At 72.9% G+C, this 14,490-nt stretch carries 13 protein-coding genes; 9 read left to right on the top strand and 4 right to left on the bottom strand.

Features of this window, described 5'->3' with window-relative positions; genetic code table 11:
* Window positions 1-60: 60 nt before the first annotated feature.
* On the top strand, window positions 61-1,455 hold the full coding sequence (locus ACH34S_RS17315; protein WP_395953674.1) for a hypothetical protein: 1,395 nt from the start codon (window positions 61-63) through the stop codon (window positions 1,453-1,455).
* Between the two features lie 18 nt (window positions 1,456-1,473).
* Window positions 1,474-3,135, top strand: a complete 1,662-nt coding sequence (locus ACH34S_RS17310; RefSeq protein WP_395953673.1) for a tetratricopeptide repeat protein — start codon at window positions 1,474-1,476, stop codon at window positions 3,133-3,135.
* A 526-nt stretch (window positions 3,136-3,661) separates the two neighbouring features.
* On the opposite strand, the gene ACH34S_RS17305 is transcribed toward ACH34S_RS17310, so the two are convergent.
* Entirely contained in the window at window positions 3,662-4,252 is a 591-nt protein-coding gene (locus ACH34S_RS17305; protein WP_395953672.1) for a TetR/AcrR family transcriptional regulator, read from the bottom strand.
* 68 nt (window positions 4,253-4,320) lie between these two features.
* On the opposite strand from ACH34S_RS17305, the gene ACH34S_RS17300 reads away from it, so the two are divergent.
* Both ACH34S_RS17300 and ACH34S_RS17295 read left to right on the top strand, forming a co-directional pair.
* The gene (locus ACH34S_RS17300; RefSeq protein WP_395953671.1) at window positions 4,321-4,989 is read left to right on the top strand and encodes a hypothetical protein; all 669 of its coding nucleotides are present in this window, start codon (window positions 4,321-4,323) and stop codon (window positions 4,987-4,989) included.
* 103 nt (window positions 4,990-5,092) lie between these two features.
* A complete protein-coding gene (locus ACH34S_RS17295; RefSeq protein ID WP_395953670.1) occupies window positions 5,093-5,596 on the top strand; it encodes a hypothetical protein in 504 nt (167 codons plus the stop codon).
* Here the strand turns inward: ACH34S_RS17295 and ACH34S_RS17290 are convergent.
* On the bottom strand, window positions 5,593-6,720 hold the full coding sequence (locus tag ACH34S_RS17290) for an ROK family protein (protein ID WP_395953976.1): 1,128 nt from the start codon (window positions 6,718-6,720) through the stop codon (window positions 5,593-5,595). The two genes, ACH34S_RS17295 and ACH34S_RS17290, sit on opposite strands and share 4 nt — an antisense overlap.
* 156 nt (window positions 6,721-6,876) lie before the next feature.
* Between ACH34S_RS17290 and edd the strand changes: the two genes are divergently transcribed.
* Genes edd through ACH34S_RS17270 form a run of 4 tightly spaced genes read left to right on the top strand, consistent with a single transcriptional unit; the run spans window position 6,877 to window position 10,717 of the window.
* On the top strand, window positions 6,877-8,688 hold the full coding sequence (gene edd, locus ACH34S_RS17285; protein WP_395953669.1) for a phosphogluconate dehydratase: 1,812 nt from the start codon (window positions 6,877-6,879) through the stop codon (window positions 8,686-8,688).
* Window positions 8,685-9,665 (top strand): glucokinase, encoded by a 981-nt coding sequence (glk, locus tag ACH34S_RS17280; RefSeq protein ID WP_395953668.1) that lies wholly within the window; start codon window positions 8,685-8,687, stop codon window positions 9,663-9,665. The genes edd and glk overlap by 4 nt, the downstream gene beginning before the upstream one ends.
* The gene (gene eda, locus ACH34S_RS17275) at window positions 9,662-10,291 is read left to right on the top strand and encodes a bifunctional 4-hydroxy-2-oxoglutarate aldolase/2-dehydro-3-deoxy-phosphogluconate aldolase (protein ID WP_395953667.1); all 630 of its coding nucleotides are present in this window, start codon (window positions 9,662-9,664) and stop codon (window positions 10,289-10,291) included. The genes glk and eda overlap by 4 nt, the downstream gene beginning before the upstream one ends.
* 36 nt (window positions 10,292-10,327) lie before the next feature.
* The gene (locus tag ACH34S_RS17270) at window positions 10,328-10,717 is read left to right on the top strand and encodes a PPOX class F420-dependent oxidoreductase (protein ID WP_395953666.1); all 390 of its coding nucleotides are present in this window, start codon (window positions 10,328-10,330) and stop codon (window positions 10,715-10,717) included.
* Here the strand turns inward: ACH34S_RS17270 and ACH34S_RS17265 are convergent.
* Window positions 10,698-10,871 (bottom strand): hypothetical protein, encoded by a 174-nt coding sequence (locus tag ACH34S_RS17265; protein WP_395953665.1) that lies wholly within the window; start codon window positions 10,869-10,871, stop codon window positions 10,698-10,700. The genes ACH34S_RS17270 and ACH34S_RS17265 overlap by 20 nt on opposite strands.
* A gap of 72 nt (window positions 10,872-10,943) precedes the next feature.
* On the opposite strand from ACH34S_RS17265, the gene ACH34S_RS17260 reads away from it, so the two are divergent.
* Complete coding sequence (locus ACH34S_RS17260) at window positions 10,944-11,870, top strand: LysR family transcriptional regulator (RefSeq protein WP_395953664.1); 927 nt, start codon at window positions 10,944-10,946, stop codon at window positions 11,868-11,870.
* A 4-nt stretch (window positions 11,871-11,874) separates the two neighbouring features.
* Here ACH34S_RS17260 and ACH34S_RS17255 read toward each other — a convergent pair whose 3' ends face one another.
* Window positions 11,875-14,418, bottom strand: a complete 2,544-nt coding sequence (locus ACH34S_RS17255; protein WP_395953663.1) for an ABC transporter permease — start codon at window positions 14,416-14,418, stop codon at window positions 11,875-11,877.
* Window positions 14,419-14,490 lie beyond the last annotated feature (72 nt).

The raw sequence follows: 14,490 nt of genomic DNA, 5'->3' as shown, positions 1-14,490 counted from the left end.
CCTGGCTATGGTTTGCGGATCATGACTCAGTGGAGCAGGCGAACGCAAACGGGTTTGTGGATGGCGGCGGTCGCGGTATGTGCGGGTCCCGATACCGTGGGTTGGATAGGCTCGCTGTTCGGGTCGGCGTCCGAGGGGGTCTGGGCGAGCGGAACAATCACCAGTTCCGAATGTGGCGGCTTCTTGCTGTGGGTGGATGCGGCGGGGGAGCCGTGGTATGTCCGGCTGAGGAACATGCCGTATCTGGTCGTCGTCCCAGCGTTTCTGCTGTGGCTGGTGACCAGGCGCCGTGTCGTGGGATGGGTGGCCGCCGGAATCATCGGGCCGATCGTGTCCTTCGAGCTTGTGCTGCTGGGTTATGACGCCGCAAGGTACGGAAGTGAGTGCACCCACTTATGGCTGACCCCTTTCGTTGGTTGGCAGATCGCCTTGTGGACGTCCGGCCTAGGGACCGCGATTCTGATTCTGGCGGCGACCTACCGGCCGGGTCGAGGGGCGATCCGGGTGTTTTCGGCGACCGTGGTCACGGGGCTGGTGCTCGGTGTCGGGGGCGATGTGCGGGCGCCCACGCCGATGGTCGCGAGCGCGGAGGACTGCAACGACATCAGGTATGTCGACCCGCATGCGCCTGAGATTCTGGTGTCCACGGCCATGCAACTCTCAGAGCAACAGCGGAAGCTCGCCTACCTATGCTTGATGCGCGGTTTTCCCGGACGGACGGTTTTGGACGAGGACGATCCGGACGAAAGCTCTCTGCTCGCCCAGGGCCAGCGAGCATGCCGTGGTGACGAGCCGGTACCGCCTCGTAAACCGCGCCGCCAGGGAGTACGGCAGCCGAGCTTCGAGCAATTCGCATACCTGTGCCCGGACAGAGCTGCCGCGCTGCTGAGGGAAATGAGGCCTTTCGCGTTGGAACCCGGATGGGGATATCGGGAGTATCGCATCAAGGCGGCGAGGTATTGCGCGCGGTCCGTCCCGCCTGGGCCGCGCCCGGCCAGGCGGTTCACGGACGTCATTTCCGGCGGCGAGATGCGCGGCTACTCCATCGGGCCTGGAGGCGACGGCGGTGTCACGTTCGACAAGGCGCAGCGCGACGGGCTGGCCGCCGCTGTGGAGGGGCTGGTCACGGTGCTCACGGGAAGGGAAGGGGACGTGTGCCTGACCATCCGGTCGTACAGGAAGGCACCACCGCTTGAGCTGAAGGGCTGGGATCGTGTCGCCGAGGTCGGCTTCGACACCGTGGACGGGAAGCCCGACATCGGTCCGGTCCTGGTGGCGGACGAACCGCCGCCGATCACCGTCGCCGGTCCGGGGGCGTACCGGATGCGCATCCATGTCCGCGGGCGCGACACTCCCGAGGCCTTCGCGCCGGATATGCCGACGGAGCATCATCTCATCGTCGTCTTCCCGGGCGAGTCCAAGAAGCAGAAGACCTTCAAGAACGCCGAGCGCTGATCGTCCTATACTCGGGGAATGGACGGCTATTACGAGCTCGGGTCGCACACGTTTCCGGTGACGACCGTCTCACCGGAGGCGCAGATCTGGTTCGACCGGGGTTTGATCTGGCGCTACGCGTTCAACCATGAAGAGGCCCTTCTGTGTTTTGAGAAGGCTTTGGAGCACGATCCTGGTTGCGCCATGGCGCACTGGGGCATCGCATACGCGTCGGGTCCCTACTACAACAAGCCGTGGGACGATTTCACCCCGGAAGAGGCCGCGGAAAGCCTGACGGACGCGCGCCGGGCGCTCGCGGCGGCGCTCGCGTCGACGGGCTCCGTCACGTCCCTTGAAAACGCCCTGATCGAGGCGCTGCGGAGCCGCTACCCAGAGGCTCGGCTTCCGGTGGCGGACGGCTGGAAGGCGTGGGAGGACGCGTACGCCGCGTCGATGCGAGAGGTCTACGCGCGGTTCCCCGACGACTCCGATGTCGCGGCCCTCTTCGCCGAGGCGATGATGAACCGGACGCCGTGGCAGCTCTGGGATCTGGAGAGCGGCGAGCCCGCCGCAGGTGCCGACACCACCGAGGTGATAGAGGTGCTCGAACGCTCTTCGCGTCGTTCGGAGGAGCGCGGAGAGCAGCCGCATCAGGGCATTCTGCATCTGCACGTCCACGCCCTGGAAATGTCGCCCGACCCCCGACGTGCCCGGACGTCGGCCGACGCCCTGCGCGCTGCCGAGACCGACGCGGGACACTTCCTGCACATGCCCTCGCACATCGACGTCCAGCTCGGCGACTACCAGGCCGCACTGGCCGCCAATGAACGGGCCATCGAAGCCGACCGCAAATACGTGGAGCGGGCAGGGCCGTTCAACTTCTATACCCTTTCACGCTGCCACGATTTCCATTTCAAGATTTATGCGGCGATGTTCCTCGGCCGGTACCGTCCGGCCCTGGAGGCCGCGGACGAGATGGTCGACGCCATTCCCGAACTTCTGCTCCGCGAGGCCGAGCGGCCGATGGCCGACTGGCTGGAGGGGTTCGTCCCCATGAAGGCGCACGTGCTCGTGAGGTTCGGCCGGTGGCAGGAGATCCTCGACGAGCCCCTCCCGGACGACCCCGATCTCTACGCAGTGACGACCGCGACCTTCCACTACGCGAAGGGAGTGGCGCACGCCGTCCTCGGGAACCTGCCCGAGGCCGACACCGAACGCGCCCTGTTCGAGGCGGCGTTCTCGCGGGTCCCCGAGACCCGCCGGTTCTTCAACAACCGGTACGTCGACATCCTCGGCATCGCGGACGAGATGCTGAAGGGCGAGATCGAGTACCGCAGGGGCGAACACGCCAGGGCCTTCGCCCACCTCCGCACGGCGGTCGCCCGCTATGACGGGCTTCCCTACGACGAGCCCTGGGGCTGGATGCAGCCGCCCCGGCACGCCTTGGGCGCGCTTCTACTGGAGCAGGGCCACGTCGAGGAGGCGGCGGAGGTGTACCGCGCCGACCTGGGGCTGGCCGATACGGCGCACCGAGCGGCCCGTCACCCGGACAACATCTGGAGCCTCCACGGTTACGTGGAATGCCTGCACCGGCTGGGCAAGTGCGCGGAGGCCGAGCCGGTCCAGGCCCGCCTGGACGTGGCCGCGTCCCACGCCGACACCGAGATCACCGCCTCGTGCTTCTGCCGTGGCGCCGAATAGCCGGTCGATGATCTGGACGCTCTGACCCAGCCGAAGATAGGGGCCGGGGGATTGCAACAGCGCGGGGCTCCCCGCGTCTCTTGGCGTGACCACGAAACTGGATCTTCTGCCCGCTGAGCGCCCCCTGGCCATCGCCGAGCACCCCGGCCGGAACATCGGAAGCGCAGGTCGGCGGGGGGAGGCCGGGCGAGAGCGGTGGCGGGCCTGGCTCCTTCCCGTGGTGCCCGCCCTGCTGGCGCTGGCGATGGGCATGTGGGGCGCCGGACGGTCATCGCTGTGGCGGGACGAGGCGATCACGTCCGAGATCGCCCGCCGCTCGACCCTCGACATCCTGCGGCACCGAGTTCGGCCTGGCCGAGATCGGCCAGCGGCTGACCGGCGCCGCGACGACGCGGGTCTGGCTGCTGGAGGGGGGCCTGGCGCGTGCCGTCGCCGTTCCTCGTCCCGCAGGACCGCGCGAAGGTCGACGCCTGCCCGACCTGCGCCGCTCGGACCTGGGCCTGATCGCCTGGTGAGCTCCGCATGCTCATCGGCTCCTCCGGTGGTACAGGTCGTCGAGGTGGGCCTGTACCGCGGCGCGCATCCGTTCCGGGGTGGTGGTCCGGGGGTGTAGGGCCGCGTGGACGGCCAGGCCGTCGACCAGGGCGTGGAGGCGGTCGGCTTCCAGTTCCCTGTCCGATTCGGGGGCCAGGGAACCGGCCAGCGCGAGGCAGCCGGAGCGCATGGCGGCGTGTGCCTCCTCGCAGAGGGCGCGAAGCTCGGGGTCGACGAGAGCGCGGGCGGTGAAGGCCAGCCAGACGTGGTTCTCGGCGGCGCGTTCGGCGTCCATGGGAAGGAGCTCGTTCAGGACGCGGGCGGCGCGCTCGCGGGGATCGCCGCCGTCCGTGGCCGGGACGGCGGCGATCCGCCGCTCGATCCGCTCGATGATCGTCCGGAGCGTGAAGGCGAGCAGCTCGGGCTGGGTCGCGAAGTAGTGCCGTAGCGAGCCCGCCGACAGGCCCGCCTCCTTCGCGACGTTGCGGACCGACGCGCGGTCCAGGCCGTCCCGCCGGACCACCCGCCATACCGCCGCGACCACGTCCTGCCGGCGCCTCGCCGGATCCACCACCTTTGGCATACGGACTTTTATAGCACAGCTGTGTTACATTCAGCTTGTTGACACAGTCGTACTAAAAAGGAGCGATCATGGGACGTGCGCTCGCCGTCACCCTCACCGCCGGTCCGCTGCTGCTCACCGGGGGCGGGCTCGCCGCCGGGGCGGCGCTCCAGGCCTCCTCGGGCGGTGCGTTCTCGACACCGGAGCAGCGCTTCGGGACCTCGGCCGTCGCGCTCAAGACCGACGAGATCGAGGTCGGGTCCGAGACGGCGCGGGCCGGGAACCCGATGCCCGACGTGGGGGAACTCGCCGAAGTGAAGATCGTCGTGCGGCCCGGGGACCCCCGCGTCCCGCTGTTCGTGGGGATCGGGCCGAAGGCGGAGGTCGAGAAGTACCTGCGCGGGGTGTCGCGGGACGAGTTCGTGTCGGCCGAGCTCAGCCCGTTCAAGCCGGTGTTCCACCGGCTGCCGGGTGCGGACCGGGCCGTCGCGCCGCCGTCGCAGCAGCGGTTCTGGGTCGCCAGTTCGGCGGGAGCCGGGACGCGCACCGTCACGTGGGACAAGACCGGCGGCGCCTGGTCCGTGGTCGTGATGCGGATGGACGGCCGATCCGGCGTGGACGCGCACGCCTCGATCGGGCTGCGCTTCGGCTTCCTGCTCCCCGGCGCGATCGCCGCGCTGGCCGCCGGGACCGTGCCGATCGGCTGGGCGCTGGTCGCGCGCCGCCGCCATGCCAGCGGACGCCGCGCGACGTCCTGAGCCGGGACTCTGTCCGGATTGCGGTTTCTTGGGGTGTTCTCGTACCCCCTTTTGGGGGTGCGCGTGCGACGCTCGATGGAGATCACGGACGCCTGGAGGGCTGATGAAGGCGCTGCTCAACTCGCTGAACGAGGACGAGAAGGCCCTCGTCCGGGAGACCGGGAGCGGGGAACTCGCCGGCATGGAGGAGGACGGGCTCGTCGATCTGCACACGAGGATCAGGCGCGCCCGCGACAAGTACAGCAAGCTGTACCGGCGTACGGCGAGCGCGCGGGTCGAGAAGTACGGGGGACGGGGGAAGGCGCGTCCGAAGAACGTCCGGAACGCGCAGAAGGCGGAGGTGTTCGAGGACGCGCTCGCCCGCGTGAGCTGGTACCTGGCACGGGCGGCGCGGCGCAGTGCCGCCGCGCTCAAGGCGGAGCGGATCGCGGCGGCACGCCCCGATGCGCCCGCCCCGCCGAGCGCCGGGGCTCCGGAGACCGCGCCGAAGGAGTCCCAGACGACACGCCGCCGCAGGCCGACCAGTGCCGACCCGGCGGTGAACCGGAGGCACGCCGCCACCAGGGCGAAGGGCGCTCGGCGGCAGGCGAGGCGCGACAGCCGCTAGAGCGGCCGGGGCGCGTCGATGACCTCTGGGGCGAGGATGCGGTCCAGGACCATGGCGGCGCAGCCCTTGAGGCCCGCCTGCTCGCCGAGGCGGCTGGGCTCGATGCGGAGGTTGCGGGTGGCGAACGCGGTGGAGCGCTGGTAGACGACCTCGCGCAGGCCCGCGATGAGGGGCGCGTCGGCGCCGGCCAGGTCGCCGCCGAGGACGACGACGGCGGGGTTGAGGAGGTTGACGGCGGTGGCGACGACCTCGCCGATGCGGCGTCCGGCCTCGCGCAGGAGCGCGACGGTGGCCGGGTCGCCGGAGCGGGCGAGGGCCGCGAGGCCGGGAAGGTCGGTGGCGGTGGAGCGGGCCAGGAGCGCGGTGCCGCCCGCGATGGCCTCGACGCAGTTGACGTTGCCGCAGCGGCACGGCGCCTCGGCGGCGGCGGGGACGGGGACGTGCCCGATCTCGCCCGCGGCGCCGAGCGCGCCCCGCTGGATGCGGCCGCCGCTGATCAGTCCCGCGCCGATGCCGGTGGACACCTTCACGAACAGCAGGTCGTCGACGCCGGGGTGGGCCTGGTGCTCGCCGAGCGCGGCGGCGTTGACCTCGTTGTCGAGGTAAGCGGGGACGCCGAAGCGGGCCGTGATCGGCGGGCCGATGTCGACGTCGTCCCAGCGTCCGGCGGCGTGCTCGACCGTGTCGGGGACGCCGAGGCCGACGCCGCGGACGGTGGACGCGTCCAGGCCGGAGGACGCGAGCAGCGACGTCCACGCGTCGAGGAGGCGGGGGAGCGTCTTGCCGGGGGAGACCTCGGCCGGGGGGCCGTCGGCGCGGGCGAGGATCGTGCCCGCGAGGTCGCACACGGCGAGCTGGCCGCGGGACTGGCCGAGGTTCGCGACCAGGACGGTGCCGCCCGCCGCGTTGAACTCCAGCCGGGCGGGCGGGCGCCCGCCCGTGGACGGGCCGTCGGCGCGCTCGACCACGAGCCCGCGGGAGATCAGCGCGGCGACGCGGGCCGCCACGGCGGGCCGGGACAGCCCGGTGACGCGGCCCAGCTCGGCGCGGGTGGCGACGCCGTCCTCCCGGATCAGGCGGAGCACGTCCCCGCTGGTGGACGGGCGGGTCCCGGGGCGCGGCATCGGCATCCGGCCAGTCAAGCACGCGGGGCTTTGGTACGTCCAGCTATTGCAAGTTCGGTCACTTTTGTAAGATCTAGTTCGTAAGTCGGGTTGTGCCGGTTACGTATGTCTCGGTAGCTTGACGACCTGGAGATCCCCCTGGTCCTGGAGCGTCCTATGGCCCTACATCCCGCGCTGGCGGAAGTGACCCGGCGCGTCGTCGAGCGGAGCGCCGGACCGCGCGGCGCCTACCTGAGCCGTATCCGGGACGCCCGGACGGAGGGGCCGGTGCGCGGCGGGATGGGCTGCGCGAACCTCGCCCACGGCTTCGCGGCCTGCGGCGTCCAGGACAAGCTGTGGCTCCGGGGCGACGTCACGCCCAACATCGCGATCGTTTCGGCGTACAACGACATGCTGTCCGCGCACCAGCCGCTGAAGGACTACCCCGACCTGCTCAAGTCCGCGATCCGCGCGGCGGGCGGGACGGCGCAGTTCGCCGGCGGCGTGCCCGCGATGTGCGACGGGATCACGCAGGGCCGCGCCGGGATGGAGCTGTCGCTGTTCAGCCGGGACGTGGTGGCGATGGCCACCGCGGTCGCGCTGTCGCACGACATGTTCGACGGCGCGCTGCTGCTCGGCGTGTGCGACAAGATCGTCCCGGGGCTGGTGATCGGGGCGCTGTCGTTCGGGCACCTGCCGGTGCTCCTGGTGCCCGCCGGGCCGATGGCGTCGGGGCTGCCGAACGGGGAGAAGGCGAAGGTCCGCAAGCGGTTCGAGGCCGGGGAGATCGGGCGCGAGCAGCTCCTCGCCGCCGAGGCCGCGTCTTACCACTCGCCCGGCACCTGCACCTTCTACGGGACGGCCAACTCCAACCAGCTCCTGATGGAGGTCATGGGCCTGCACCTGCCGGGGGCGAGCTTCGTCCCGCCGGGCACGAAGCTGCGCGACGCCCTGACCGAGGCGGCTGGACGGCGCGTCCTGGAGCTGACCGGCCTGACCGGCGGCTACCTCCCGGTCGGCGAACTGCTGGACGAGCGGGCGTTCGTCAACGGGGTCGTCGCGCTGCTGGCCACCGGCGGGTCCACGAACCACACGCTGCACCTGGTCGCGATGGCGGCGGCGGCCGGCATCGAGCTGACCTGGGACGACTTCGACGAGCTGTCCAAGGTCACGCCGCTGCTCACCCGCCTCTACCCGAACGGGAGCGCCGACGTGAACCACTTCCACGCGGCGGGCGGCACCGCGTTCCTCATCGGCGAGCTGATCGACGCCGGGCTCCTCCACGCGGACGCGCGGACGGTCGGCGGCGGCACCCTCGCCGAGTACCGGAAGGTCCCGGAGGCCGAGGGCGGCGGTGTCGAGTGGCGGGACACCGTCTCCGTGTCGGGCGACACCGCCGTGCTGCGTCCCGTCGCCGAGCCGTTCGACGCGCACGGCGGCCTGCACACCGTGCGCGGCAACCTGGGCCGGGCGGTGATCAAGGTGTCGGCGGTGCGTCCCGAGCACCGCACGATCGAGGCCCCGGCCCGCGTGTTCGACTCGCAGCAACGGTTCCAGGACGCGTTCGCCGCCGGGGAGCTCGACCGGGACGTGGTCGTGGTCGTCCGCAACCAGGGGCCGCGCGCCAACGGGATGCCCGAGCTGCACCGGCTGACCCCGCCGCTGTCCGTCCTCCAGGACCGGGGGCACCGCGTGGCGCTCGTCACGGACGGTCGTATGTCGGGCGCCTCGGGGGCGGTGCCCGCCGCGATCCACGTGTCGCCGGAGGCGGCGGCGGGCGGGCCGCTCGCCCGCGTCCGCGACGGTGACGTCGTCCGGCTCGACGCGGACGCCGGGGTGCTGGAGGTCCTCGTCCCCGACGAGGAGTTCCAGGCCCGCGAACCCGCCGCCGGACCGCCCGGCGAGACCTGGGGCACGGGACGCGAGCTGTTCGGGGCGTTCCGCGCCGCCGTCGGCCCGGCCGAGCGCGGCGCGGGAGTCTTCTCATGAGCGCCGGCGCCGGCCCCTGGCTGGTCGGGGACATCGGCGGCACCAACGCCCGGTTCGCGCTGGTGGACGGCCCGGACGGCGCACCGGCCCGCGCTGAGTCCCTTCCCACCCGCGAGCACGCCGGTCTCGCCGAGGCGGCCGCGGCCTACCTCGCCGAGTTCGCGCCGGACGTGCGGCCGTCCGCCGCGTGCCTGGCGGTAGCCGGGCCGGTCGCGGGCGGCACCTACCACCTGACGAACGCGGGCTGGCCGAAGGGCACCCCGGAGGCGGTGCGCGCCCACCTCGGCCTGCCCCACCTGGAGATCATCAACGACTTCGAGGCGCTCGCCCTCGCCCTGCCGCGCCTCGGCGCGGACGACCTCGTCCCCATCGGCGACGTGGCCGCGGCGGAGGACGCGCCGCTCGCCGTGCTCGGGCCGGGCACGGGGCTCGGCGTCGCCGGGCTCGTCCCGACGCCGTCCGGGTGGGTGCCGCTGCCCGGCGAGGGCGGCCAGGTCGACCTCCCGGCCGCGACCGGCCGCGAGCTGGAGGTCGCGCGGCTGCTGCGCGCCGAGCGCGGCGTGGCGAACGCCGAGTACCTGCTGTCCGGCGGCGGCCTGACCCGCATCCACCGGTACCTGGCCGAGATCGACGGCGAGCCCGCCGAGGAGCGCACCGCCGAGGAGATCACCGAGCGCCGCGACGACCCGCGCTGCCACGAGACGCTGCTGATGTTCTGCGCGCTGCTCGGGTCGCTCGCCGGGAACGTCGCGCTGACGCTCGGCGCCCGCGGCGGCGTCTACCTGGGCGGCGGGATCCTGCCGCGCATCGCGGACGTGCTCCGCGACAGCACGTTCCGTGACCGCTTCGAGGGGAAGCCTCCCGTCGAGGACTACCTGCGCGGCATTCCGACCGCGCTGATCGTCCACCCCGGCCCGGCGCTGGCCGGTGCCACGATGCGGCTCGCGCAGAGCCCGCCCACGAGGGAGACCGCATGATCGCCGCCGACCTGTTCGACCTCGCGCCCGTCATCCCGGTCGTGGTGCTGGACGACGCCGGCGCGGCCGTCCCGCTGGCCCGCGCCCTGGTCGACGGCGGGCTCCCGGTGATCGAGGTGACGCTCCGCACGGAGGCGGCGCTCGCGGCGATCACGCGGATCGCGGCGGAGGTCCCGGACGCGGTCGTCGGCGCGGGCACGGTCGTCCGGCCGGAGGACGCCGAGCGGTCCGCCGCGGCCGGGGCCCGGTTCCTGGTCAGCCCCGGCTGCACGCCCCGGCTCCAGGCGGCGATGGCCGCGGCGGGGCTGCCGTTCCTGCCGGGCGTCGCGACGGCGTCCGAGGCGATCGCGCTGCTGGAGGACGGGATCACGGCCATGAAGTTCTTCCCCGCCGAGGCCGCGGGCGGGATCGCGTACCTGAAGTCGCTGTACGGGCCGCTGCCGCAGATCCGGTTCTGCCCGACCGGCGGCGTCGGGCCGGGGAACGCCGCCGGCTATCTCGCGCTGGAGAACGTCGGCTGCGTAGGCGGGTCCTGGCTCACGCCCGCGGACGCCGTCCGCGACGGCGACTGGGACCGCGTCCGCAAGCTCGCCGCCGAGGCCGCGGCGCTCCGCTCCGGCGGCTGATGTCACATCCGGACGCCGCCGTCCCGTCCCCTGGGCATGAACGAGACACCGACTCTTGAGAGCCTGAAGAAGCAGCGGACCGTCCAGCTGACGTCCTACCGCAAGGACGGGACGCCGGTCGGGACGCCGGTCAGCATCGTCGTGCGCGGCGACCACGCCTACTTCCGCACCTACGACAAGGCGTTCAAGGCGAAGCGGCTGGCGCGCAACCCCGAGATCGAGATCGCGCCGAGCACCGCCAAGGGGACGGTCACCGGCCCGGCGGTGCACGGCCGCGCCCGGCTGCTGACGGTGGAGGAAGCGCGGCCGATCCGCAGGCTGCTGGCCCGCAAGTACCCCTTCCTCCAGGGGTTCGCGGTACCGCTGTTCCACAAGATGAAGCGCTACCAGACCCTCCACTACGAGGTCACCCTGGAGAGTCGCTGACGCGTGCGCAGTGCGGGCAGGGACCGGCGACCAGGCCCCGCCCGCCGCCGGTCGGGACGAGGTCCATCCGGAGCCGGCCGCACGCGCAGCGGGTCCAGACGACGACTCCGTCGCTGGTCACATGCCGGGACAGGATGGTGTTCTGCTGTTCCATGCCACCAGTCTGCGACGGCCGAACGTTCTCGTCCATTTCAGATTTCCGCATCGGATCGTGCAAGATGGTTACATGATTGATCTGCGGCGGCTGCACATGCTCCGGCTCGTCCACCAGTTCGGGACGGTCACCTCGGCGGCGGAGGCGATGCACCTCACCCCGTCGGCGGTCTCGCACCACCTGCGCGAGCTGGCGCGGGAGCTGAAGGTGCCGCTGCTGGAGCCGCAGGGCCGCAAGGTGAAGCTGACCCCGGCCGCGCACCTGCTGATCGGGCATGCCGACGGGCTGCTCGCCAAGTGGGAGGAGACGCTCGCCGATCTGGAGTCGCACCGCGCCGGGGTCGCGGGGCCGCTGCGCATGTGCGGGTTCACGACGGCGGTCGGCGGGCTGATCGCCCCCGCCGCGGGCGCGCTGCTGCGCGACGACCCCGGCCTCTCCGTCGAGATCCGCGAGTGCGACACCGACGAGGCGCTGGGCCTGCTCGCGGCCGACGAGACTGACATCGCCGTCATCGAACCCACCCCGGACGCGCCGCCGCCCGGCGACCCGCGCTTCGACCGGGAGCCGCTGCTGGAGGAGGCGCTCGACCTGATCGTCCCCGGCGGGCACCCGCTCGCGCTGCGGCCCGGAGTCTCCCTGGAGGACGCGGCCGGCGAGGCGTGGATCAGCGTCCATCCCGAAGCCTGCGCCCACCACCAGCAGGTCATGGCGTACTGTGCCGCCGCCGGGTTCACGCCCCGCATCTCCCACCACGCCACCACCTGGTCGGTGATCTGGGCGCTGGTCGCCAACGGGCTCGGGGTGTCGCTCGTCCCGCGGCTGGCGGGCGGGCCGTCCGACCAGCCCGTCGTCCGGGTCCCGCTGACCGGTGACGGCGTCCCGAAGCGGCGGGTGCTGACCTGCGTGCGGCGGGGGAGCCGCGAGCATCCGCTGATCGTCCGGGCGCTGGGCGCGCTGCACGACGCCGTCCCCGACCGCTGCACCCGGATGGCCGCCTGAGCCCCTACTCCGTGGCGATCGCCTCCAGGACGTTCATGCGGGCGGCGCGCCGCGCCGGCCACACCGCGGCGACGACGCCGATCACGGCCGCCGCCACGACGCACAGCGCCAGCCGCCCGTACGGGATCGCGAGGACCTCCATGCCGCCGTCCCCGTCCGCCATCACGCGCTGCAGGACGACCCCGAGCACGACGCCCGTCCCGACCCCGGCCGCCGCGCCGAACAGCGACACCACGACCGCCTCGTACCGGATCATCCGGCGGACCTGGCGGCGCTCCATGCCGACCGCGCGGAGCAGGCCGATCTCCCGCGTCCGCTCGGTGACGGCGAGCGCGAGCGTGTTGACGATGCCGAGCGCCGCCACCAGGACCGACAGCACCAGCAGGCCCAGGACGAGGTTCAGGAACAGGCCGATGTCCCCGGCGGCGTCGTCCTTTACCTGGGCGCGGTCCTTGAGCTCCAGGTTGGGCCAGGGGGCGAGCGCCGCCTCCAGCGCGCCCCGGCCCGCGTCCGCGACGTTGACCTCGATGCGGTCGATGGGCGCGTCCGGGTCGCGCTTCCGGTAGCCCGCCCAGTTGATGATCATGGACGGGGCGGCCGGGGTCACCGACGGCCGGTCGGCGTAGATCCCCGCGATGCGGAACGTGCGGCGCGTCCCGTCCTGGTAGCGGCCCTTGATCGTGGTTCCGACCGTCCAGCCCTGCGCGGTCGCGACGCTGCGGCCGACCAGGAGTTCGTCCCCGCCCGTGGACGGCGTCCCCTGCTGGAGCGGCAGGCGGAAATGGCCGAGCAGCTCGCCGGGCGTGCCCGCCGCCGCCGTCCGGACGGAGCCGTCCAGCTCGAACCGCGCCGTCCGGATCGCGATCGCCGACCGGACGCCGTCCACGCCCGCCACCGCGCCCGCGGCCTCCGCTGCCACCGGCGTGATCTGGCTGCGGCCGGTGACCTGGTAGTCGGCGGTGAGGCCCGCGTCGAGCTGCCGGTCCACCGACGACGCCATCGACTGGACGATCACCGATACCGTCGCGATCAGCGCGAGCCCGATCGTCAGCGCGGACGCCGTCGCCGCCGTCTGCCGGGGGTCGCGCAGCGCGTTCCGCCCGCCCATCCGGCCCGCGCTGCCGCCGAACCGGGCGAACGGCCAGGCCAGCACCCGGATCACCGGACGCCCGGCGACGGGCGATATCACGACCACCCCCACGAACAGCGCCATCGCGCCCGTCCCGGCGAGGGTCAGCGCCGTCGACCCGTCCGCCGCCAGACCGGCCGCGATCAGTGCGCCGCCCACCGCGAGCGCTTCGCCGCCGTACACCGCCCGGCCCCGCAGCGGGCGCGCCTTCGCCTTCCCCTCGCGGAGCGCGGCGACGGGCGCGATCCGGGACGCGCGCCGCGCCGGGACGAACGCGGCGGCCAGCGTCACGAGCGTCCCCACCGCGTAGGACGCGATCACCGCCGAGGCCGGGACGGTGAGCGTCCCGAACGGCAGCTCCTCGCCGCCCGTGACGGCCGACATCAGCCGTGCCAGCCCGGCCGCGACGCCCGCGCCCGCCACCAGGCCCAGCGTGGAGCCCGCCAGCCCGACCCCGGCCGCCTCGCCGAGCACCGACCGCGTCACCTGCCCGCGCGACGCGCCGACCGCGCGCAGCAGGGCCAGCTCCCGCACCCGGCCGCTCACCAGCATCGCGAACGTGTTGAAGATGATGAACGAGCCGACGAACACCGCGATCACCGCGAAGACCAGCAGGAACGTCCGCAGGATCTTGAGGACGTCCTTGAAGGAGGCGGCCTGCTCGGCGATGGCCGCCCGCCCGGTGATCGCCTCCACGCCGGGCGGGAGCGCCGCCGCGACCGCGTCCCGGAGCCGTTCCTGCGGGACGCCGTCGTCCCCGTGCACGACGATCCGCGCATAGGTCCCGGGATGGCCGGACAGCAGGCGCTCCGCCGCCCGCGGCGCGAACGCCGTCATCGAGATCTGGTCGCTCAGCGCCGAGTCGCCGACCTCGAACAGGCCGGTCAGCCGGAACGCGCGCGTGCCCGAGGACAGCGCCACCGTGACCCGGTCGCCGACGCGGTATCCGGCGTCGCGGGCGGTCGTGACGTCGACGGCGACCTCGTCCGGCGCGGCGGGCGGTGCCCCGGACGTGAGGCGGGGGAGCGACAGGTCGGGGTCGCCGTCCCAGGCGACGCCCTGCTGCGGCTCCGCCCCGACGATCTTCCCCTGCCGGTCGACGACGGCGGCGAACCCCGTCACGACGCCGTGCGCCTTCTCCACCCCGTCCACGCCCTGGACGGCCGCCAGCAAGGCCGCCGGGACGGGACGCTCCGCCGCCCGCTCGCCGAGGCCCGGCTCGAACGCCCGGTCCGTCCGGACGATGACGTCGGTGCCGCGGCCAAGGTCGTCGAAGGCCCGGTCGAACGAGCGGTCCAGGGTGGCGGAGAAGATCAGCGTGCCGGCGACGAACGCGACCCCGGCCACCACCGCGACCGTCGACAGCAGCAGGCGGGCACGGTGCGCGACGAGGCCGCGGAGGACGAGCTTGGACATCATGCCGCCGATTCCAGCCCGGACGCCCCGCCGCCCGGCAGCGCGATTCGTCGCGTCCTTCCCCTCCGAAGGGTC

Source organism: Actinomadura sp. 3N508 (genome assembly GCF_044326375.1).
Lineage (GTDB): Bacteria > Actinomycetota > Actinomycetes > Streptosporangiales > Streptosporangiaceae > Spirillospora.
The sequence above is the reverse complement of the archived record's forward strand: the minus strand, read 5'-3'. Positions and strand labels throughout refer to the sequence as shown.

Coding starts and splice junctions, on each gene's coding strand:
- ACH34S_RS17290 (WP_395953976.1), bottom strand. CDS start 6,720: ATGCCGCGCCCCGGGACCCGCCCGTCCACCAGCGGGGACGTGCTCCGC.
- ACH34S_RS17310 (WP_395953673.1), top strand. CDS start 1,474: ATGGACGGCTATTACGAGCTCGGGTCGCACACGTTTCCGGTGACGACC.
- ACH34S_RS17300 (WP_395953671.1), top strand. CDS start 4,321: ATGGGACGTGCGCTCGCCGTCACCCTCACCGCCGGTCCGCTGCTGCTC.
- ACH34S_RS17270 (WP_395953666.1), top strand. CDS start 10,328: ATGAACGAGACACCGACTCTTGAGAGCCTGAAGAAGCAGCGGACCGTC.
- ACH34S_RS17295 (WP_395953670.1), top strand. CDS start 5,093: ATGAAGGCGCTGCTCAACTCGCTGAACGAGGACGAGAAGGCCCTCGTC.
- ACH34S_RS17260 (WP_395953664.1), top strand. CDS start 10,944: ATGATTGATCTGCGGCGGCTGCACATGCTCCGGCTCGTCCACCAGTTC.
- ACH34S_RS17255 (WP_395953663.1), bottom strand. CDS start 14,418: ATGATGTCCAAGCTCGTCCTCCGCGGCCTCGTCGCGCACCGTGCCCGC.
- eda (WP_395953667.1), top strand. CDS start 9,662: ATGATCGCCGCCGACCTGTTCGACCTCGCGCCCGTCATCCCGGTCGTG.
- ACH34S_RS17315 (WP_395953674.1), top strand. CDS start 61: ATGGCGGCGGTCGCGGTATGTGCGGGTCCCGATACCGTGGGTTGGATA.
- ACH34S_RS17305 (WP_395953672.1), bottom strand. CDS start 4,252: ATGCCAAAGGTGGTGGATCCGGCGAGGCGCCGGCAGGACGTGGTCGCG.
- ACH34S_RS17265 (WP_395953665.1), bottom strand. CDS start 10,871: ATGGAACAGCAGAACACCATCCTGTCCCGGCATGTGACCAGCGACGGA.
- edd (WP_395953669.1), top strand. CDS start 6,877: ATGGCCCTACATCCCGCGCTGGCGGAAGTGACCCGGCGCGTCGTCGAG.
- glk (WP_395953668.1), top strand. CDS start 8,685: ATGAGCGCCGGCGCCGGCCCCTGGCTGGTCGGGGACATCGGCGGCACC.